A 20,665-nucleotide genomic window follows, 5' to 3' on the forward strand; every position below is an offset into this window, starting at 1 on the left:
GGCGGGAATAAAACGCCCCCATTCACTCCAATAGAACCGCGAGTTTCCGACATGCACCACCTCGTTCCAATCGTTACCATCAAGTCCGACCGCGTGGTCACTAATAGCCATGACGTAGCGGCTTACTTTGAGAAGCGGCATGCCGATGTGGTGCGGAGCATCCGCAGCCTTGATTGCAGCCGCGAGTTCAACGAACGCAATTTTGCGTCGGTTGTTTACACGGACGCCAAGGGCGAAGAACGCCCTATGTATGACATGACCCGCGATGGCTTCGTGTTCCTCGCTATGGGCTTCACCGGCGCAAAGGCGGCGGGGTTCAAAGAGGACTACATCAACGAGTTCAACCGCATGGAGGAAGAGCTTCGCAAGCGGTCGCAGCAGTCCATTCCCACGGACTACGCTTCCGCCCTGCGGCTTGCCGCCGACGAACATGAGAAGCGTCTGAAGCTGGAAGCCAAGGTCGCTGAAGACGCCCCCAAGGTGGAGAACTGGGAGGCCTTCCAGAACACCGCGTCCACGATCACGTCGTCGGCCCTCGCGAAGAACCTCGGCCTGCGCTCGCCGCATCAACCAGATGCAGCCCCTGCCTTGATCTGATTCTGCGATCCGGGCTTGGGGTACCGACTGCGGTACCAATCTGAGGTACCAGTGGGGTACCGATGTGATTCAGCTCACACTGCAACGCTTTGAAATCATTGAATTTTAAGGAATGAAAATTCACTGGCTGGGGCGCCAGGATTCGAACCTGGGAATGGCGGTACCAAAAACCGCTGCCTTACCACTTGGCTACGCCCCAACTGGCCCGGAACATAAGCTGGGGCTGTTATCGTGGCAATCTGTGACTGCGGGCAAATTCGGGCGTCTGTGCATAACGCCAGACTTCTGTGACGGCGCCGCAACGGGCCAGGCCTTGCGCTCGCCAGACAAGCCTCCTTGCAAAGGCCGGCAGGCGTCTTTGTGCGTGCGGAGCCGAACGCTCACGACGCACGGCGCGCGTCGTGCGTTTTTCACGCCCCCGCCATCAGAGCCGTGCGTCGGGCGCCAGGCGCACCATTGCCAGTTGCGACGGATCAGCCAGAGAAGCCATGCGCACCTGATCGACGCCCCAGACCAGGCCACACATCACCGTCAGGGCGCACATGCCAGTACGGGCCACGCGTGGAAACGGTAGCAGGAAAACCAACAAGGCGATAACCCCAGTGCTTGCGGCGACAACAATCAGACTGCCCAAAACCGCTGCTGACACGGCTCAACCTCCACATACATCCCGCAAACAGCGCCGGACACCGCCAGACAAGAAGCAGCGCCGGCGCCCGCCGGGATATGGGCTTAACGCCTCAACCCGTTCCCTGTTCCGGCCCGGGCGGCTACTTGTTTCGTTAAAGAGGTTAACCGTTCATTAACGCCATCAATACGTTACGCCACCGCCTCAACGCCTGTGACACTGCCAATTTCGGAAGCGGCTGTGGGTGCGGCAGCGCACGCGTCCGCCCCGCTGTCACCAGTTGCGCGACCTGTACGCCCCCACCCCCGGAACGCCAGCGCGCTGGACGCCCAAGCCAATGGCGCCCATTGCCTGGCCCGGCCATCCAGCCTCCCGCGATCGGCTCCCACCGGCAGATATCCCCAGCCGGCGGGCGTCGCATTCTGGAAAAATATCAATATTTCCAGGCGCCCGCCAATGGCCGCCGCATGATTGTCGAAAACCTGCCGCGCCCCGCTTGCGGGGACCCGCGAGCGTCGCTATAAGGCAGCCACGTTGGCGGCGACGCTGACAAGTCGGAGTGTAGCGCAGCCTGGTAGCGCACCTCGTTCGGGACGAGGGGGTCGGAGGTTCAAATCCTCTCACTCCGACCATTTTTCCCGCGTATTGTCAGCAGCTTGCTGACCTGCATCTCCCGGAATTGAGATGCGCGGGAGCACGCCAGGGGAGCAGTTTGCCCCCGCTTCCTTCTACAGATTTTCCTGTTCGCGCGTCTGAAACAGGCCATCCACCCATGGCCGCCGCAACGCGCTGCCTTCCCCTGCCCCCAGCCCTGCACCCACGTCGCGATATCATTCGGGACGATCGCAATTGCCGGCATGGCTTTGAGGTGGACAGCCCGCACGATTCCGTCCGGCTGGCAGTTGGGAAATACGTGAAAGGCAAACGGGCGGCGCGCCATGCTGCCTCCCCAGCCTGCCGGCATGCTCTCTGTTCGGCCTCAGCCTGTTCGCCCCAAGTCCGGGCCACAGACATGAACAAGGCCACGCCCCCCTGCGCCATCAGTCTCTGGCGCGCATCTCAGTGATCGCCGCCCCTCGCCGCCGACATTGCTGAAATTTGCCCGTCCATCATGTTCATGCATAGCCATGGCGGCGGCGCATCGCCGGGATTCGCAAGGCCAGCCATGCTCAAAGTCATCGCCCAGGATTTCATCAAGCCAGCCAGCATCCATATCGTCATGCCGCTTTACCGCGAGCTGGTGGATCTGACCCGCAGGGAACCGCTGTGCATCGCCTATGATCTGTTTGTCGACCAGAAGGACCCTGGGCATTTCGTCTTCATTGAGGAATGGCCCGATCGCGCCGCACTGGACGCCCACTGCGCGACGGAACACTTCCGGCGCCTGGTCCCAATGATTGATGCCCACCAGCGGCAATCCGGCGCATATGTCCTGATGGACGCGTTTCCACTTTCAGGATGAGGGAACTGTCTCCCCGCTTGCCCCCATCTCGCGCACATGATGGTCTTGCGCCGACGCGCAACGCCCATACCGGACGGTCCCCATGCATCGACGAGTCTTCCTGGCATCCATTGCTGGAGCCTTCGCGGCGATCCCGGCCCTCTCCAGAGACGCCAGCGAACAGAACAAAGCGGCGCTTGCTTTCATTGAGAAGAACCGCATCGGCGAGAACCTCGGCGATCTTGCGCGCCAGTTCGGCGCGTCGACCCAGACATTCCAGATGATCGCGCGTTCCGTTGGCCCCCAGCGGGCCCGGCAAATGTTTCAGGAGCGCCTCGGCAGGGAGATCCCGAAGTTCCAGGGACAATGGAACAGGACGCTTGCCACTGTGTACGGCAACCATTTCTCAGCCGCTGAGCTCAGGTCCCTTGGCAAGGAGCGGGAAAAATCGCCGTATTATGCAAAGTTACAATCAGAAGGCCCTGCCATCGCCACCGAAATGAAATCAGCGGGCTCCCCCATCCTCGCGGAGCTTTTGAAGCAAATCCTGGTGTCGATGGTGAAGGACGCGGCGCCTTCCGGACGATAGGGCAGTTCCCGATCAATATGGATCGCAAGCTGCTCCAATTCTCCCTGTCTTGTGCGAATGCTGATCGATCAGCCGTTTCCGGCTGACCGGGAAGCGGCCGCCCCCGCCCCGTACTTCGGCCGGCCCGGAATGCGCATGGCAGCCCGCCAGCGGCGGGACAGACAAGGCAACGCCGTCTGGTCCGCGCCACCGGACGCCGGCGTCCGTTTCAGGCCGGACGCAGGCGGCCTTTCGCCCCATCACATGGTCCCATCGCTTGAGCGGCGCCTGGCGTCAGAAGCGCTCGCCGGTCATCTCTTCGCTTTTGGCCCACAACCGCCTGGCGCTTTCGGCATCGAGCGCCCAGGAGCGGACGCCGTCCCGGCGACGACTTTCGTCAACCACATCCGCCACCTGGCAATTTTCGCAGTAACGCCCGCCAATCTGGTCAGCGCTGGCGACGACGGCCGCCCAGACCGACGTCGCCGCCCCTTGTGGAACCGACTTGAAGACTGGCGGCGGGCCGCCCGCCTCGCTGGCCGCATTGGCCCGCACCCTCAGGGCCTCCCTGTCCTCTTCCCGCATGTGGCGGCCCAGCTCGGTCTGGATCATGCCCGGCATCAGCGAGCAGGCGCGGACGCCGCGATCGCGATGGCGGCGATCGAACTCCACCGCGAACAGGGCGTTGGCGGTTTTCGAGCGGCCATAGGCGCCCCAACGGTCATATTCCGTCCTGGCAAAATTGGGGTCGTCCAGGTCGACGTCCGACAGGCGGTGCGCCGAGGACGACAGGCTCACGAACCGCCCGCCTTCGCGGATGAGCGGAGCCACGCGGTTGATGAAAACGAAATGGCCCAGATGGTTGGTGCCGAACTGGGTTTCGAAGCCATCGGCGGTGTGGCCGAAGGGCGTGGTCATCACGCCGGCGTTGGCGATCACCACGTCAAACAGCCGGCCATCCGCCAGCAGTCGCTCGGCGCAGGCGCGGACGCTGGCCAGCGAAGCCAGATCGAGTTCAGTCAGCTCCAGGCTGCCGCCGCCCGCCGTCGCCGCGGCCCGCACGTCGGCCGTGGCGCGCTCCGCCTTGGCCAGATCGCGCGCCGCGCCAACCACGTCGGCGCCCCGCGCCGCCAGCGCCCGGGCGGTTTCGACGCCCAAACCGGCCGAGACGCCCGTGATCAGAAAGCGCCTGCCTTTCAGATCAACGCCCGCGAGCACGTCATCCGTCGTGGATTCTGCATCAAACTGCCCTGCCATGGCCGTGTCTCCACCCGTTGGTTTTCGTTGTAACTGGCGTATTTTCCTGCGCCGCCTGGCCTCGCGCAAGGAAAGTCCCGGTCAGGGATCCACCTGTATCGCCGCACCTTCTGTCGCCGCATCTGTGCGCCGCGCCACTGTGAACATGGCGCGGTTTGTCCGCATCGCAAGGGTATGTCAGGCTCGCGTCCTGAGAATTGAGTCCGGCCGACAGGAGAAACGATGACTGGCGATGATCTGCAGTATCTGGGGCTGGTCGAGCTTGGCGAGCACATCCATGCCCGGCGCATGTCGTCGGTGGAGGCGGTCCAGGCGACGCTTGATCGCATCAGCCGCCTTGATGGCGCGTTGAAGAGCTTCTCCACCGTCACAGCCGAGGCGGCCCTGGCCGACGCGCGGGTTGCCGACCGGGAACTGGCGGAAGGCAAAAGGCGCAGCCGGTTGCATGGCGCGCCGGTTGCGGTGAAGGACCTTTGCTGGGTGAAGGACACGCCGACCTCCCACGGCATGCCCTTGCTGCGGGAGAACCGGCCCGCCGAAGACGGAACTGTCGTGGCGCGCCTGCGCGCCGCCGGCGCCGTGATCCTGGGCAAACTGCAGCAGACCGAAGGCGCGCTTGGCCTGCATCATCCCGATATCGAACCGCCAGTGAACCCGTGGAATCCCGATCTCTGGACCGGCGTTTCCTCCAGCGGCTCCGGCGTGGCGACGGCGGCGGGCCTCTGCTACGGCTCCATCGGCACGGATACCGGCGGCTCCATCCGGCTGCCCTCCGCCTGCAATGGCGTCACCGGGCTCAAGCCGACCTGGGGCCGCGTCAGCCGCCATGGCGCCTTCGAGCTGGCGGCTACCCTGGATCACATCGGCCCGATGGCGCGCAGCGCCATGGACTGCGGGGCCATGCTCGGCGTCATCGCCGGGGCTGATCCGAAAGACCCGACCGCCGCGCCCGAACCCGTCCCGGACTATCTCGCCGGCCTGCGCGATGATGTGCGCGGCATGACCATCGGCGTCGACAGCCGTCTCGTCAGCCAGGGCGTGGATGACGAAACTGGCGCCGCCTTCGATGAAGCGTTGCGGACGCTGGCCCGACTCGGAGCGGAGATCCGCGAGATTGCCTTCCCCGACCCCACGCAGGCTGTCGACGACTGGACGCCCCTGTGCGGCATTGAAACAGCGGTGGCCCACGCGGATCTGTATCCGGCCCACAAGGAAGCCTATGGCCCCGGCCTCGCCAGCTTCATAGAGCTGGGGCGAAATCTGTCGGCCATGGACTACCAGAGGATCGTGCTGCGGCGCGAAGCCTTTCGCGGGCAGGTCCGGGCCCTGTTTCAGGATGTCGACCTCATCGCCATGCCGACGCTCGGCTTCGCCGCGCCAACGCTGGCGAAGATGGCGGGCCTTGCCAACGACCCCTCCATCCTTCTGGGCGCCCTGCGTTTCAACTGCCCGTTCGACATGACCGGCAGCCCGACCATTACCCTGCCCGCCGGCGCCGCGGCCAATGGCGGCTGCATTGGCTTCCAGCTGGTGGGCCGCCATTTTGATGAAGCCCGGCTGGTCAACGCCGGACATGCCTTCCAGAGTCACACGGACTGGCACCGGCGCCATCCGGCGCCGTGAGGCAGGCGTAAGGGAACACTGCTCTTCGCTGAAACATGCGCCGCCGCCGCGCATGGCCAGCGAGAATACCGCGGCGGCAGGGAGGCAAATCATGATCGATGAAGAAGCGATCCGGGCGGAACTCAGGGATATCGACCAGGAGATCGCGGAGACCCAGGAGAAAATCCGGGCCAACAACCGCGCCATCCTGGTGCAGTTCAACAACGATCCCGGCAATGTGACCCGGGCCCTGCTCGACAATACCCCACATTTCGAGCGCTACGCCGAATTGCGCGACCTGCGCGAGCGCCTGCTGGTGTCGCTGGCGAAGATTGCCCCCGGCGCGCCGGAATAAACCCGGACGCGTCCTGCATGGGCCAGGGGCGCCCATGCGCCGCTCCGCGATCCGCCCAGGCCCTTTTCAGCTCCATGCCCGCGTCCATCGCGGGCATTCGGGTTTTCCTGCGCCATGAACACGGGCTACGTTCAAGTAACATTTTGACATTACGCAGATTGCCGGCCGCCGCCTAATTTCGGCCGTCGCGCGCGATGCCCGCGGAGGCCCCCCGAATGCGCTGCTCCGCCGGCGCCCCGGCATCCGCAAGCGCTCCGGCCGCCAGTTGCCCGCCATGCTTTCCGGGCAAAGGACCCGCGCCTCCAGACGCATGCCAACCCCACGCAATGGTCATATGCATGCACCAGTTGCATGACTGGATTGGTTTGCCTGCTGATAGTTTGGCTACTAACTGGTTGGCATGAACCGTGACGACGCCCTTCGACGCGCGCTGACCTCGCAGTTGCTCCAGAGTGGGCGGCAATGGCGGCGCATTGCCGAAGCCGAGCTGAAGTCGCTGGGCCTGTCGGAAGCGCTGGCCATGCCGCTGATCTGGGCCAGCCGGCTTGGCGGCGGCGTCCGCCAGATCACCCTTGCCGCGCGCATCGGCATCGAGGGGGCCTCGCTGGTGCGCCTGCTCGACCAGCTCGTCGGGGCTGGCCTCATCGAGCGGCGCGCCCATCCGCAAGACCGCCGCGCCAACGCCATCTGGCTGACGGCGGCTGGCGAGCAACTGGCTGGCAAGATTGAAAAGGCGCTGAATGGCGCCCGCGCCGCCACGCTTGACGGCATGCCGGCCAGCGATCTTGAGGCAACCATGCGCGTGCTGAAAGCCATTGAAGCCGCGGCCGCCAGCCAGGGCGGAGCCGCCCGTGACGGCTAACCTGCCCACCCTCCGCGAGTGGCTGTTCTCCGGCAAGGCCTTTCTCGCCGCCATGCTGGCGCTGTACATCGCGCTGGCGTTTGACCTGTCGCGCCCCTATTGGGCGATGGCGGCGGTTTACATTGTCTCAAACCCGCTTTCAGGCGCCACGGCCTCCAAGGGGCTGTACCGGGCGCTGGGCACCCTGATCGGGGCCAGCGCCTCGGTGTTTTTCGTGCCGCTGTTCATCGACTCGCCAGAGCTGCTGAGCCTGGTCGTCGCCTTGTGGACCGGCACGCTGCTTTACATCTCACTGATGATCCGCACGCCGCGCAGCTATATCTTCATGCTCGCCGGCTACAGCCTGCCGATCATCGCCCTGCCGGCCGTCAGCGCGCCCGAAACCATTTTTGACGTGGCCGTGGCGCGCAGCGAGGAGATCATTCTCGGCATCACCTGCGCCACCGTCATCGGCGCCGTGGTGTTTCCCACCAGCATGCGCGGCGTGCTGGCCAGCTCTGTCGCCAGCTGGATCGACGACGCCGCCTCCTGGGCGACGGAAATCCTGCGCGGCGAAGGCGCCCTGCCCATGACCCCGCTGCGCCGGCAGAAGCTGGCGGCCGACATCGGCGGACTGGACATGCTGATCACCCAGCTCGCCTTCGACGCCACCGCCCGCGATCTGGCGCCCCGCGCCCGCGAATTGCGCGGCCGGCTGATGATGATGCTGCCATTGCTGTCCTCGCTCGCCGACCGCCTGCACGCCCTGCGGACCGACGACCAGTTCGCCGCGACAGATATGACGCCCCCCGCCGCCGCCACATCCGAACTGCCGGCGGAACTGTCAGCCCTGCTGGCGCGGGCGACCGCCTGGTTCGCCAGCGGCCGCGACGGCGACCCGGCCGCAGCCGACGGCATGCTCGCCGACATCCGCGCCTTGCGCCGTGAGACGCCGCAAAGCTGGCGCGATCTGATTCAGGGCAGCGCGCTCGACCGGCTGGGCGAAATCATCGCCCTGTGGGGCGACTGTCTGGACCTGATGCAGGACATCGCCAGCGAAGGCCCGGCCGGGCCATGGCGGCCGCGCTTCCGGCACCGCCAGGTGGTGCGCACCGTGCGCCATTACGACTATGGCATGATGCTGTTTTCGGCCGCGACCTGCGTCGTCGCCACCCTGCTCGCCAGCGCTTTCTGGATCGCCACCGGCTGGTCCGCCGGCGGCGGCGCGGTGATGATGACGGCGGTCGCCTGCTGCTTTTTCGGCGCGCTCGACCAGCCTGCCCCCCAGGCCCGGTTCATGACCATCTGGACGGCCGTGAGCGTGCTGGTCGCCGCCGTTTATCTGTTCGCCATCCTGCCAGCGATCCACGATTTCGAGATGCTGGCGCTTGTGTTCGCCCCGCCGTTTCTGATCGTCGGCCTGCTGATGTCGCGGCCGCAATACACCATGCTCGGCCTGATGCTGGCGACCAACACGGCCTCGTTTGTCGCCATGCAGAACCGCTATGACGCCGACTTCGCCAGCTTCATCAACCAGGGCGCCGCCGCCGTCGCCGGCCTGCTGTTCGCCTATGTCTGGTATGTAGCCACCCGCCCGTTCGGCGCTGAAATCGCCGCATGGCGGCTGGTGCGGGCTGGCTGGCGCGACATCGCCGACGCCGCCGCCGGCTACCGGCGCGATGATCCGCAGCGGCTCGCCGGCCGCATGCTCGACAGGCTCGGCCAGCTGGTTCCGCGCCTCGCGACGCTGGGCGACCGCGAGTTGGCCCGGGTCGACGGCTACTCGGAAGTGCGCGTCGGCTTCAACATCATCGAACTGCAAAAGGCCCGCCGCCAGCAACGCCCAGACAAGGTCACCGCCTATGACGCGGTGCTGGAGGGCGTGGCGGCGCTTTATCGCGCCCGTCAGGCCGCGGACCGGCTGATCCCGGCGCCCGACAGCCTGACCTCGGCCATCGACAGGGCCATGACCATGGCCATCGCCGATCACGACGCCGCCTCACGTCGCGCCCTCGACGCCCTGGTTGGCCTGCGCCGCATCCTTTGCCCCGAGGCGCCGCCACCCTTGGCGGCATTTGCGGAAAACGCGGCGGCGCCGGCTGCTCCGCCGGTGGATTTGCGCCAGAATAACCAGCTGCCTCGGGAAGTGGGCGTCGCATGACCGGAGAAATCGACATTTACGGCGTCTATGTGCCGACGCTGCTCGCGCTGATGCTGGCGACGCTGGCCGTCAGCCTCATCGTGCGCCGGGCGCTGGCATGGGCCGGCTTCTACGCCCTGGTCTGGCACCGGGGCCTGTTCGACATCGCGCTTTACGTCGTCCTGCTTCTGGGCGTGTTCAATCTGTCACGGTGGTGGCTGTCATGACTTTCTCGTTGCGCGGTCTGGCGCGCGTTCTCGTCACGCTGCTCATGTGCGTCGCGGCTTTTTTCGCCGGGCGGGCGCTGTGGAGCCATTACATGAGCGACCCCTGGACGCGCGACGCCAAGGTGCGCGCCGACATCGTCGGCGTGGCGCCGGATGTCTCCGGGCTGGTGAGCGAGGTGCTGGTGCAGGACAACCAGCCCGTGAAGGCCGGCGACGTATTGTTCCGCATTGACCCCGCCCGCTTCGCCATCGCCCTGAGGCAGTCCGAGGCCGCCCTGGCTGGCGGCAAGGCGACGCTCGAGCAGGCCGAACGCGAGCTGAGACGCTATGAAAAGCTGGGAGACGTGGTGTCCCAGCAAAAGACCGAGCAGACGCAACTGGCCCTGGACAGCGCCTCGGCGGCGCTGCAACAGGCCACCGCCGCCCGCGACCTCGCCCGGCTCAACCTTGAGCGCTCGGAAGTGCGCGCGCCGGTCACCGGAATCATCACCAATTTCACCGTGCGCCCCGGCGACTATCTCGCCGCCGGCGCGGCCAAAGTCGCGCTGATCGACACGGATTCGTTGCGGGTGGAGGCCTATCTGGAGGAAACCAAGCTCAATCGCGTCCACGTCGGCGACAGCGCCACGATCTGGCTGATGGGCCAGTCAAAGCCCCTTCACGGCCGCGTGGAGAGCATCGCCGCCGGCATCGAGGATCGCGAACGCACCATCGGCTCCGGTCTGCTGGCCAACATCAATCCCACCTTCAGCTGGGTGCGCCTTGCCCAGCGCATTCCGGTGCGCATCAGGCTCGACCCGGTTCCGGAAGGCGTCAATCTCGTCGCCGGCATGACCGCGACGGTGTACATCAACCAGAACGGCAAAGCCCAGGACAACGGCGGGCGGCAAGCCCCCGCCAAGGAGAAAGCCCCCGCCAGGTAGCAAACCCTCGCCAGGTAGCAAACCTTCGCCAAGTACCAAGCTCCCGGCGGGCAACAGGAGGCCGCGCCGCCTGGCGGCCGCAAACGGCTTCCGCCACACCGGGCGACCGAACGCCGATGCGGGCGGCCGCGATGTTGGCGCGCCCCGCCGCGGCGCGTGGCGGCGCAGAAGCTCAGGCTGGCGGGCCGTCGCGCGCTTCCTCTGCTGCTCCCTCACCCCCGCGTGCGCCAAGCACGGCGATCATGCCGTCGGCCAGTTCGGAAACTGGCCCGGCCGGCTCGGCGGCGTAGACCGTGGTGACCATGGCCGGCTCGCTCCCCAGGCCAGCGTGGCGGCGCAACCGTCGGCCCCGCGCCGCGTTGACCGGCAGCAGCGACACGCCGAGCCCCGCCTCCACCGCCACCAGCACATTGTGCAGGCTGCTGCCCGAGAAGGCGACGTACCAGCCGCGCCCATCCTGCTCGACGCGCGCGAACATGGCGTCGCGATACAATCCGCCAGCCGGGAATGTCACCAGCGGCAGCGGATCGGACCAGTCCCCGGCATGGCCTGCGCTTTCGAACCAGGCCAGCGGCTCCGGAAAACTGGCGCGCGCCCCGGCCCCCGCCTCTGCTTCTTTCACCACCACGATGTCGAACTCACCATCACGGTAACGGCGGCCCAGATCCCGGCTCAGGCCGGAGGCGACATCAAGACGAATTTCACGACGCCCGGCGGTGAACCCGGCGAACAGCGCCATCATCGGCGCGGTGACAATATCCTCGGCCATGCCGATGCGGATCGCGGTGACGCCGGACGGGTCTGCAAGCAGCCGCCGCGCCTCGTCCTGCAGGGCCAGGATGCGCCGCGCATGGCCGAGCAGACGCTCGCCGGCCGGAGAAGCCATCACCGGCCTCACAGTGCGGTCAACCAGCGGCTGGCCGACGGCTTCCTCCAGCCGGGCCAGTTGCTGGCTGATGGTGGACTGGGTGACATTGAGGCGCGCGGCCGCCTGGGTGAAACCGCCAGCATCAACAATCGCGACGAACGCCCGCAACAGTCGCGGATCAAACATGGCGTGACCTGACCCTTGTCATCATGATTCATAATAGTAATAATAAAATTATTTAATTTTCAAATACATTCCATCTGACGCACTATCCGTGGCGACGCGGCCATCGCCCGATGCGCCGTGGGAGAATTCCATGTTGAAACTGCCCTTGACGATCGCCTGCGCCGGGCTGGCGCTCATGGCGATCACCGGCGCGGCTCCGTCCCGCGCAGCCCCGGCAACCGTTTCAGGAGCGTCCACAATGGCCAATGACCTGCACGGCGCCGCGGCGAAAAACGACGTCGCCGCTGTCCGCAAGCTGCTCGCCGCCGGCGCGCCTGTTGACGGGCGCAACGCCGCCGGCGCAACGCCCCTGCTCGTCGCGACGCACGCCAACAGCGTCGCCGCCGCCGAAGCGCTCATCGCGGCGGGCGCCGACGTCAACGCGAAGGACAACATCCAGGACAGCCCCTATCTCTATGCCGGAGCCCGGGGGCTGCTCGACATTCTGAAGCTGACGCTGGCGCATGGGGCGGATCTGAAAAGCGTCAACCGCTTCGGCGGCACGGCCCTGATCCCGGCGGCGGAGCGCGGCCATGTCGAGGCGGTGCGCCTGCTGATCCAGGCCGGCGTCGCCGTCGATCACGTCAACCGGCTGGGCTGGACCGCGCTGCTGGAGGCCATCATCCTCAGCGACGGCGGCCCGGCGCACCAGCAGATTGTCCGCCAGCTGGTGGAAGCGGGCGCCAACGTCGATCTGGCCGACCACGACGGGGTCACGCCCCTCTCCCATGCCCGGCGACGCGGCTACAGCGCCATCGCGCAGATCCTCACCGCCGCCGGCGCCAGATAATTCAGGACAAAGCCATGACCGATAATGACCAGGGCCCGCGGGGGCGCCAGTTCCTGTGCGAAGCCATTGAGCTGGCGCGCGCCAACGTCGCCAGTGGCGGCCGGCCGTTCGGCGCGGTGATCGTGCGCGACGGCGCCGTCATTGCCACGGGCGTCAACGAGATCGTCCGCAGCCACGACCCAACCGCCCACGCGGAGCTGCTCGCGGTGCGGGCGGCCAGCCAGAAGCTGGGTTCGCCGGATCTGTCCGGCTGCGCGGTCTACGCCAGCGGCCAACCCTGCCCCATGTGCATGGCGGCGATGCGCCTCGCCGGCGTCAGCGAAGTCGTCTACGCCTTCTCCAACGACGACGGCGCGCCGTTTGGCCTGTCGACGGCGGCGTTGCAGGCGGAGCTGTCCCTGCCACACGCCGGACAATCCATGGCCATCCGCCATCAGCCGGTGCTGGCGCCTGGCTCCGAACCTGAACCCTATGTGGCCTGGAAGAACCGGCAATCCGCCGCCGCGACAGGCCCAGACGCGTGACACGCCACGCATCCGCCAACCCGCGCCCGGTTGCAATGGCCGTTCCGCCGCATATCGGAGACGCGGGTGATGTCGCCCCGGCGGCTTTGGGCCAGACAACATCCGGCGCCAGCCGGGCGCTGCTGGTCGCCGCCGTGGCGATCATCGGGCTCAACCTCCGCCCGTTCATCACCGGGGTCGGCCCACTGGCGCCGGCCATTCAGGCTGACACGGGCCTCAGCCTGCAGGGGATGTCGCTGCTCACCCTGGCGCCGATGCTGCTGATGGGCCTCGTCGCCTTCGCGGGCCCTGGCTTGCAGGCGGGCATTGGCGCCCGGCGGGCAGTCATCATGTCCCTCGTGGTCATTGGCGCCGGCTCGCTGCTGCGCCTGATCCCGGGGCCGGGCTGGCTGCTGGTCGTCACCGCCGCGCTCATCGGCCTCGGCGTCGCGGTTGTCCAGGCGGTGTTTCCTGGCATTATCAAGCAGCAGTTTCCAGAGCGGGTGGGCGCCGTCACCGGCCTGTATTCATCCATGCTGATGTGCGGCGGGGCGCTGGGCGCGCAACTGGCGCCGCTGGCGGCGTCGCTCGCCGGCAGCTGGCGCGCCGGCCTCGCATTTCTGGCCCTGCCGGCCCTGGCGGCGGTGGCCCTGGCGGCGGCGACCCTGCCGGCGGACCGGACGGGCCCATCCGCGCGGGTCAATCCGGCCTGGCGCCTCATCAAGCGCCCGCGCGTCTGGCTGCTGATGGCAAGCTTCGGCCTGGTCAACGGCGGCTATTCGTCAGTGGTGGCGTGGCTGTCGCCATCCTGGCAGGAACTGGGCTGGAGCGGCGCCTCCAGCGGCAGCCTGCTGGCGCTGATGGCCGCCAGCCAGGCGCTGGCGGCGTTGCTGCTGCCCATCCTCGCCAGCGGCCACAACGACCGCCGGCCCTGGCTTTGGCTGACATTGGCCCTGCAAATCGGCGGGTTCACCGGCCTGGCCCTGTGGCCAACCGCGACGCCAGTCGCGTGGGTGGTCATTGTGGGCGCGGGTCTTGGCGGCTGGTTCGCCCTGGCCATGGTGACGGCGCTGGATCATTTGCCGGACCCGCTGCAGGCTGGCGCCCTGTCGGCGCTGATGCAGGGCGGCGGCTTCCTGCTGGCGGCGGCGCCGCCGTGGATCATCGCCAACCTGCACGATCTCACCGGCGGATACGCCGCCGGCTGGCTGATGCACGCGGGCAACGCCGCCATTGTCGCCGTTCTCACCACCCGCCTCGCCCCACGCCACTATGCGCGGGCGCTGGCCATGGAAAACTGAGCCGGAAGCGCCGGCGCGCTTCCGGGCGGGCCAGCCCAGCACCGCATCCGTGCACGCCCCCCGCCCACCATGCCCGCGCGGCGTGAGGCATGCCAGAACCGCCCGGCGGACAATAAGGATAATGGGGCGGGTATTGTGCGCCGGGGAGCGCCGCGTCGACCACGTCGCGGCAAACCTCTCATGTCGCGAAAACGCGCCCCGGTTTTCCCCGACGATCCGACAGCCTTATGCTGCCTCCAGACGCGACGTCGCGCGGGAGAAACGCCAGAATGAATGAACCCATCATCGAGCCCGAGCTGCCGATCATCGATCCCCATCACCATCTGTGGGACCGCCGCCAGCGGGTGGCGGAGATGCGCGCGCCGTTGCATGCCTTCGAGCAGACCATCCAGCTGACGCCATTGTACCTGCTCGACCAGTTGCTGGCCGACCTGAACGCCGGCCACAACATCATTGGCACGGTGCATGTCCAGTGCGGCGCGTTCTACCGCGCCAGCGGACCGGAGGCGTTGCGCCCTGTCGGCGAAACCGAGTTCATCAACGGCATCGCCGCCATGGCGGCCAGCGGTCTTTACGGGCCGGTTCGCGCCTGCGCCGGCATGGTCGGGTTCGCGGATCTGCGCCTTGGCGACGGCGTGGACGCCGTGCTCGATGCGCATGTCGCGGCAGGCGGCGGCCGCTTTCGCGGCATCCGGCACATGATGGCCCACGATGGCGATCCCGCCGTGCTCGGCCCACTCGCCGCCATGCCCGCCGGCCTTGCCGGCGAGGACGCCGTGCGCGTGGCCGTGCGGCGGCTCGGCGCCCGCGGCCTGTCGTTCGACGCCTGGGTTCTGGAGCCGCAGTTGCCTGAAATCGTCAGCCTGGCGCGGGCCTGCCCCGACACGGCCATTCTGCTCAACCATGCCGGCACGCCATTGGGCGTTGGCGCCTACGCCGGCAAGCGGGACGAACGCTTCCCCATCTGGCGCGACAGCATCCGCCAGCTGGCCGCATTGCCCCATGTTCACGTCAAGCTTGGCGGGCTCGCCATGCCCTTCCCCGGCTTTGCGGGCATGGGCCCCGGCAGCCAGACTTCCTCGGAGCAGCTTGCGGAACTGTGGCGGCCGTGGATCGAAACCTGCATCGAAGCTTTCGGCCCGCAACGCTGCATGTTCGAAAGCAATTTCCCGGTCGACCGCTGGGGCGCCGGCTACGCAACCCTCTGGAACGCCTTCAAACGCATCACCGCGGGCGCTTCCCTTGCGGAAAAACACAGCCTTTACGCCGGCGCCGCCAGGGAGTTCTACCGGCTTGATATCGCTGGATAGAACGCCTTGTGATCAGACGGCATCGTCTGGTCGGCCAGAATTCGGCAAGATAAAGCAGGCAGGAGCCTTTTCCGGTCCAGTTTGACCGCAAAGGCCCCTGTGCATTTTCAGGAAGGGTGGAGTCCACTTTTCCCGCAGGAAAAGCCTGAAAACGACAGCGCATCCTTCCGCAAACCAACGCTGCCTTGCGTGCGGGCCCCCGCCGGGCCCCGGTATGCGTCAGCCGGCCAGGGCTATGGGCGCATCGCGCTGCTTGCCGCCGGATTGACGCTCCCGCCAGGCCAGATAGGCGACGAGCCCCGACAGATAGTGCTCCACATCGTCGATGCGCACGCGAAACGCGTGATGACGGATGAAGAAGCTGCCGCAAATACGCCCGGGATTGGCGAAGAACATCGCCAGTTCCGGCCAGAAATGCCCGTTAAGCAGGTAGTGGGCCCGCACCTCCAGCGCATGATGGAACCTGTCCAGATCCAGCCCCGCGAGGCCGCCGCGCAACGCCGGATCCGCCTGCATCCGGCTGACCAGGCGCTCGGACGCCATCATCAGCTCCAGCAGGGTGGGATAGGTGGTGATGCGGTCAATGACGAAATCGAGATAGCCGGCAACATTGCGCACGCCAAAATCGTAATACTCCGGGCGCGGCCTGTGCAGCGCAAGGGCATCCACAGCATACGCCAGCCAGTGATCGTGCGTATTCCAGTATCCGGCTGCGATGAAATGGCGAAACGCGTTTTCAACCGCATCCAGCAGCCGTCCGTCCTGCGTCAGTTCATACAGACGCATCAGCGCAAAAGCCGCCTCGCCATCGTAATAGATGATGCGGAAGGCGTCCTTCAGTTGCAGATCCGGCCAGGTGAGCACGTGGCGGAACCGTCCGGTCGCGGCGTCCTGCATGAACAGCACGCCCTCCGCCAGCCGCTGCGCCAGCTCCAGGTGATCCCGGCGCCCGGTGACCTGACAATATTTGCACAGCGCCAGAATGGCCACCGCATTGCCGCCAAGCTTGATCTCGCCATTGTCTTCCACGAGGAACGCGCGCCCGCCCCCCTCCGCGCCATCGTCGCGGATCAGCCCGGTCGCAAGACAAGCCAGCGCCCGCTCTATGGCCGCGCCGAGCGTCGCGTCGCCCGTCACGCCCCAGGCTTCGATCATGGCATACAGGCTGCTTGCGTGGCGCAGACTGTTATAGGCAGAAATTTCGCGGTCAAAACACGGGTGCCAGCCGTAGATGAAGCGCCCGGTTTCTCCAACCTGGCTGGCAAGATACCCGGAACCGGCGGCCACCAGCGCGCGAACGTCGGGCGCCTCCAGACGCGCGATGATGCGGCGCCCGGCGTCACGGCCGGCGCCGTGCAGCTCATGGACATCGGCAGAATCGAGGGAAACAAACATGCCCCGCGTGGAAAACTGCCACACCTCGCCGTCGGCGCGGCGATCCAGGTTCGCAAGCCCGTGGCGTATGCGCGCGTATCGCCGGAAATTCTTGTCATTCACCACGGCGGTGCGCGCGCCGGGCCCGCCATACAACATGGCGTTGGCGTTGAGTTCGGTCTCCAGGAACGCATGGCGGAATGCGCCGTCAAGTGAGATGCCGAACCTGAAATAATTGCGTTTGACCTTGCGGAGCCGCGCCTCAAGCGCGTTCCAGGTCAGCTTTTCCGCGCGCTCGACCCAGTCTACCCGCAACCATGCCGGCCTGATCCGCGCGTCGTTCATCACCCGCTCAGCCGCCTGCACGAGGTCGCGCCAGCACGCTTCAAACTCCTCGCCAGACACCGTGACAGTCCGCGCGCGCGCCGCTCCGTCCGTCAGCGATGCAAACAAAACAAATGCCGGAACGTCCCCGCCGGCGGGGCCGATGCGCTCCGCGACCTGACGCCGCAAACGTGCAAACAGCAACCGGATATTACTTGGCTTCAATTGGCCACAACCCTTCATCCAGACGCAAAGCGCCCACAATTCCCGCAAGAATTCACGCCGCGCCCATTGGAGGCACATGCAATAATTACTAATATTTATTGTATTTTATATCAAAAATGGCCCAGAAAATTTGTCATGATTGCGAAATCAGCGCGCCATCATCATGGCAGCGACGCGATATGCGCGTGACGATACCGCAACATCAAAACTTGTGAACACCCACTTCATTGTCAATATAATTAATTGTTGGCGCAGTTTAGTTCAAGAATGCGATTAGAAAGCCTTATTTTTCAACAAACCCAGCCAAACATCACACAATGCAATTTTATTTATTCAGTCTACATCAAAAAAATGTGATGCTCGTGACTATTGCGTACATCAGACGCGTACATCCAGTTTAGCGCCACATCCTGGGGCAGGATTGCGTCCGATAGACAATAATAAATTTCTTTTTGATCGCGCGCCGGCTTCCCCCCAGACGAGCAAATTTTGTTCGCCTGGAGTATTTTATGCAATTTTTTGTCAAGTCAAAAGCCACCGGCGCCACGCAATCCGTGCAAAACGGATCCGTTACGCTCGCAGAAGCAAGTATTGTTACGCTTCCGACAAGCGCAGCCAACGTCACCTCCTACAGCCGGGAGGGAGCCGACATTATTATCCGGCTCAAATCAGGCAGCGTCATTCGTATCCGGAATTTCTTTGATAGAGACGGAAACCCTGACAGCAATTTATATTTTGTCGATGAAGATGGCGCAGTGACAGCCGCTGTTCTTCCGGCTGGCCTCAGCGGCGTTGGCGCTGCGAACGCGGCTTCCGGCAACGACGACAGCGACATGTCCACTCTCGCCATTCTTGGCGGCCTTGCTGCGGCGGGCGGAGCCGTGGGCCTTGCCGCTGGCAGCGGCGGTGGCGGTTCAGGCGGCGGCTTTGTACCCGCCCCAACGCCACAACCTGCGCGGGTTATCGACGTGGATTCGGACGCCGACGCGGATGCGGATGCAGACGCTGATGCGGATGCGGACGCTGACGCTGATGCCGACGCGGATGCTGATGCCGACGCAGATGCTGATGCCGATGCGGACGCGGATGCTGATGCAGATGCGGACGCCGACGCGGATGCCGATGCTGATGCGGACGCCGATGCGGATGCCGACGCAGATGCGGATGCGGATGCAGACGCCGATGCGGATGCAGATGCGGACGCCGATGCGGATGCGGACGCTGACGCTGATGCTGATGCCGACGCGGATGCTGACGCGGATGCAGACGCGGATGCGGATGCGGACGCTGATGCGGACGCGGATGCCGACGCTGATGCAGATGCGGATGCGGACGCGGATGCCGACGCAGACGCGGATGCCGACGCAGACGCAGATGCTGACGCGGACGCGGATGCAGACGCGGATGCTGATGCTGATGCCGACGCGGATGCTGACGCGGATGCAGATGCCGACGCGGATGCTGATGCGGATGCCGACGCTGATGCAGATGCGGATGCGGACGCGGATGCCGACGCAGACGCAGACGCAGACGCGGACGCCGACGCGGATGCGGACGCTGATGCTGATGCGGACGCTGATGCTGACGCTGATGCTGATGCGGATGCTGACGCGGATGCCGACGCTGATGCAGATGCGGATGCGGATGCGGACGCGGATGCCGACGCAGACGCAGACGCGGACGCGGATGCCGACGCAGATGCTGACGCGGATGCGGACGCTGATGCTGATGCGGACGCTGACGCGGATGCAGATGCCGACGCGGATGCTGATGCGGATGCGGATGCTGACGCTGATGCTGATGCTGATGCCGACGCGGATGCTGACGCCGACGCGGACGCCGACGCGGATACCGACGCGGATGCCGACGCAGACGCAGATGCGGACGCGGACGCTGATGCAGACGCAGACGCAGATGCGGATGCTGATGCGGACGCCGACGCTGACGCTGACGCGGATGCTGACGCGGATGCAGATGCAGACGCGGATGCAGACGCGGACGCGGACGCTGATGCAGATGCGGACGCGGATGCCGACGCAGACGCGGATGCAGACGCGGACGCGGACGCTGACGCGGATGCGGACGCAGATGCGGACGCGGATGCAGACGCGGATGCTGATGCTGATGCCGACGCGGATGCTGATGCGGATGCAGATGCAGATGCAGATGCAGACGCGGATGCTGATGCGGATGCGGACGCTGATGCAGATGCGGACGCGGATGCCGACGCGGATGCAGATGCGGATGCCGACGCAGACGCGGATGCAGACGCGGACGCGGACGCGGACGCGGACGCCGATGCGGATGCAGACGCGGACGCAGATGCTGATGCAGACGCGGATGCTGACGCTGACGCAGATGCAGATGCAGATGCAGACGCGGATGCGGATGCCGACGCGGATGCTGATGCGGATGCCGACGCCGATGCTGACGCTGATGCAGACGCTGACGCGGATGCTGATGCTGACGCCGATGCGGACGCCGATGCGGATGCTGACGCTGACGCAGATGCCGACGCAGATGCGGATGCAGACGCCGATGCCGACGCAGACGCCGATGCCGATGCGGACGCGGATGCCGACGCGGATGCTGACGCCGACGCGGATGCAGATGCTGATGCCGACGCGGATGCGGATGCGGACGCTGACGCTGATGCAGACGCCGATGCGGACGCTGATGCCGACGCCGATGCAGATGCTGACGCCGACGCGGATGCTGATGCGGACGCTGACGCAGATGCTGATGCTGATGCCGACGCCGATGCAGACGCAGATGCCGACGCAGACGCAGACGCGGATGCCGACGCGGATGCAGATGCTGATGCCGACGCGGATGCGGACGCTGACGCTGATGCAGACGCCGACGCTGATGCAGATGCCGATGCGGACGCTGATGCCGACGCCGATGCAGATGCTGACGCCGACGCGGATGCTGATGCGGACGCTGACGCAGATGCGGACGCTGATGCCGACGCCGATGCAGACGCAGATGCCGACGCAGACGCAGACGCGGATGCCGACGCAGATGCGGATGCCGATGCAGATGCTGACGCTGACGCAGATGCCGACGCCGATGCTGACGCGGATGCCGATGCTGTCGAGGATCACGCAACGGCGAACCTGGAGCTCGTCCCAACGTCAACCGCAGTCGATCATGGAGATGCGTC

At 65.9% G+C, this 20,665-nt stretch carries 19 protein-coding genes, 2 tRNA genes and 1 pseudogene; 15 read left to right on the forward strand and 7 right to left on the reverse strand.

Annotation, left to right across the window (positions count from 1 at the left end):
* Positions 1-51: 51 nt before the first annotated feature.
* Complete coding sequence (locus tag ACERNI_RS06550; protein WP_448832475.1) at positions 52-597, forward strand: Rha family transcriptional regulator; 546 nt, start codon at positions 52-54, stop codon at positions 595-597.
* 124 nt (positions 598-721) lie between these two features.
* On the opposite strand, the gene ACERNI_RS06555 is transcribed toward ACERNI_RS06550, so the two are convergent.
* Together ACERNI_RS06555 and ACERNI_RS06560 are read right to left on the reverse strand one after the other, a co-directional pair.
* A tRNA-Gln gene (locus tag ACERNI_RS06555) sits at positions 722-796 on the reverse strand.
* A 225-nt stretch (positions 797-1,021) separates the two neighbouring features.
* Complete coding sequence (locus ACERNI_RS06560) at positions 1,022-1,246, reverse strand: hypothetical protein (RefSeq protein ID WP_448832476.1); 225 nt, start codon at positions 1,244-1,246, stop codon at positions 1,022-1,024.
* 534 nt (positions 1,247-1,780) lie between these two features.
* Between ACERNI_RS06560 and ACERNI_RS06565 the strand changes: the two genes are divergently transcribed.
* The 3 genes from ACERNI_RS06565 (at position 1,781) to ACERNI_RS06575 (ending at position 3,255) form a co-directional block, all read left to right on the forward strand.
* Positions 1,781-1,857: transfer RNA gene (locus ACERNI_RS06565), tRNA-Pro, on the forward strand.
* A gap of 533 nt (positions 1,858-2,390) precedes the next feature.
* The gene (locus tag ACERNI_RS06570; protein ID WP_448832477.1) at positions 2,391-2,687 is read left to right on the forward strand and encodes a putative quinol monooxygenase; all 297 of its coding nucleotides are present in this window, start codon (positions 2,391-2,393) and stop codon (positions 2,685-2,687) included.
* An 82-nt stretch (positions 2,688-2,769) separates the two neighbouring features.
* Positions 2,770-3,255, forward strand: a complete 486-nt coding sequence (locus ACERNI_RS06575) for a hypothetical protein (protein WP_448832478.1) — start codon at positions 2,770-2,772, stop codon at positions 3,253-3,255.
* A gap of 273 nt (positions 3,256-3,528) precedes the next feature.
* Here the strand turns inward: ACERNI_RS06575 and ACERNI_RS06580 are convergent, their stop codons facing one another.
* A complete protein-coding gene (locus ACERNI_RS06580; RefSeq protein ID WP_448832479.1) occupies positions 3,529-4,491 on the reverse strand; it encodes an SDR family NAD(P)-dependent oxidoreductase in 963 nt (320 codons plus the stop codon).
* A gap of 222 nt (positions 4,492-4,713) precedes the next feature.
* Here ACERNI_RS06580 and ACERNI_RS06585 point away from each other — a divergent pair, with 222 nt between their 5' ends.
* The 6 genes from ACERNI_RS06585 to ACERNI_RS06610 all read left to right on the forward strand — a co-directional run bounded on the left by ACERNI_RS06585 (position 4,714) and on the right by ACERNI_RS06610 (position 10,579).
* A complete protein-coding gene (locus tag ACERNI_RS06585) occupies positions 4,714-6,114 on the forward strand; it encodes an amidase (RefSeq protein ID WP_448832480.1) in 1,401 nt (466 codons plus the stop codon).
* Positions 6,115-6,205: 91 nt separating this feature from the next.
* A complete protein-coding gene (locus ACERNI_RS06590) occupies positions 6,206-6,448 on the forward strand; it encodes a hypothetical protein (RefSeq protein WP_448832481.1) in 243 nt (80 codons plus the stop codon).
* Between the two features lie 400 nt (positions 6,449-6,848).
* On the forward strand, positions 6,849-7,310 hold the full coding sequence (locus ACERNI_RS06595; protein WP_448832482.1) for a MarR family winged helix-turn-helix transcriptional regulator: 462 nt from the start codon (positions 6,849-6,851) through the stop codon (positions 7,308-7,310).
* Positions 7,300-9,450, forward strand: a complete 2,151-nt coding sequence (locus ACERNI_RS06600) for an FUSC family protein (protein WP_448832483.1) — start codon at positions 7,300-7,302, stop codon at positions 9,448-9,450. The genes ACERNI_RS06595 and ACERNI_RS06600 overlap by 11 nt, the downstream gene beginning before the upstream one ends.
* Entirely contained in the window at positions 9,447-9,656 is a 210-nt protein-coding gene (locus tag ACERNI_RS06605) for a DUF1656 domain-containing protein (RefSeq protein WP_191317623.1), read from the forward strand. The genes ACERNI_RS06600 and ACERNI_RS06605 overlap by 4 nt, the downstream gene beginning before the upstream one ends.
* Entirely contained in the window at positions 9,653-10,579 is a 927-nt protein-coding gene (locus ACERNI_RS06610) for an efflux RND transporter periplasmic adaptor subunit (RefSeq protein WP_448832484.1), read from the forward strand. Before ACERNI_RS06605 ends, ACERNI_RS06610 begins: the two co-directional genes overlap by 4 nt.
* 172 nt (positions 10,580-10,751) lie before the next feature.
* Here ACERNI_RS06610 and ACERNI_RS06615 read toward each other — a convergent pair whose 3' ends face one another.
* Both ACERNI_RS06615 and ACERNI_RS06620 read right to left on the reverse strand, forming a co-directional pair.
* Positions 10,752-11,633 carry a LysR family transcriptional regulator gene (locus tag ACERNI_RS06615; protein ID WP_448832485.1) on the reverse strand — a complete coding sequence of 294 codons (882 nt, stop codon included), beginning with the start codon at positions 11,631-11,633 and terminating at the stop codon, positions 10,752-10,754.
* 48 nt (positions 11,634-11,681) lie between these two features.
* A complete protein-coding gene (locus ACERNI_RS06620) occupies positions 11,682-11,819 on the reverse strand; it encodes a hypothetical protein (RefSeq protein ID WP_448832486.1) in 138 nt (45 codons plus the stop codon).
* A gap of 52 nt (positions 11,820-11,871) precedes the next feature.
* Between ACERNI_RS06620 and ACERNI_RS06625 the strand changes: the two genes are divergently transcribed.
* From ACERNI_RS06625 to ACERNI_RS06640, 4 genes are all read left to right on the forward strand, one after another.
* Complete coding sequence (locus tag ACERNI_RS06625) at positions 11,872-12,462, forward strand: ankyrin repeat domain-containing protein (RefSeq protein ID WP_448832487.1); 591 nt, start codon at positions 11,872-11,874, stop codon at positions 12,460-12,462.
* A 14-nt stretch (positions 12,463-12,476) separates the two neighbouring features.
* On the forward strand, positions 12,477-12,986 hold the full coding sequence (locus ACERNI_RS06630; protein WP_448832488.1) for a nucleoside deaminase: 510 nt from the start codon (positions 12,477-12,479) through the stop codon (positions 12,984-12,986).
* Entirely contained in the window at positions 12,983-14,266 is a 1,284-nt protein-coding gene (locus ACERNI_RS06635) for a cyanate transporter (RefSeq protein WP_448832489.1), read from the forward strand. The genes ACERNI_RS06630 and ACERNI_RS06635 overlap by 4 nt, the downstream gene beginning before the upstream one ends.
* Positions 14,267-14,535: 269 nt before the next feature.
* Positions 14,536-15,576, forward strand: coding sequence for an amidohydrolase family protein (locus tag ACERNI_RS06640; protein ID WP_448832490.1), 1,041 nt, complete (start codon positions 14,536-14,538; stop codon positions 15,574-15,576).
* Between the two features lie 219 nt (positions 15,577-15,795).
* On the opposite strand, the gene ACERNI_RS06645 is transcribed toward ACERNI_RS06640, so the two are convergent.
* Positions 15,796-17,355, reverse strand: coding sequence for a hypothetical protein (locus ACERNI_RS06645; protein WP_448832491.1), 1,560 nt, complete (start codon positions 17,353-17,355; stop codon positions 15,796-15,798).
* 653 nt (positions 17,356-18,008) lie between these two features.
* Between ACERNI_RS06645 and ACERNI_RS06650 the strand changes: the two are divergent.
* Positions 18,009-18,263: pseudogene (locus tag ACERNI_RS06650) on the forward strand (BapA/Bap/LapF family prefix-like domain-containing protein); the annotation flags it as partial.
* 150 nt (positions 18,264-18,413) lie between these two features.
* Here the strand turns inward: ACERNI_RS06650 and ACERNI_RS06655 are convergent.
* Complete coding sequence (locus ACERNI_RS06655) at positions 18,414-20,606, reverse strand: hypothetical protein (RefSeq protein ID WP_448832492.1); 2,193 nt, start codon at positions 20,604-20,606, stop codon at positions 18,414-18,416.
* Between the last annotated feature and the right edge of the window lie 59 nt (positions 20,607-20,665).

The organism is Camelimonas sp. ID_303_24, from assembly GCF_053543495.1.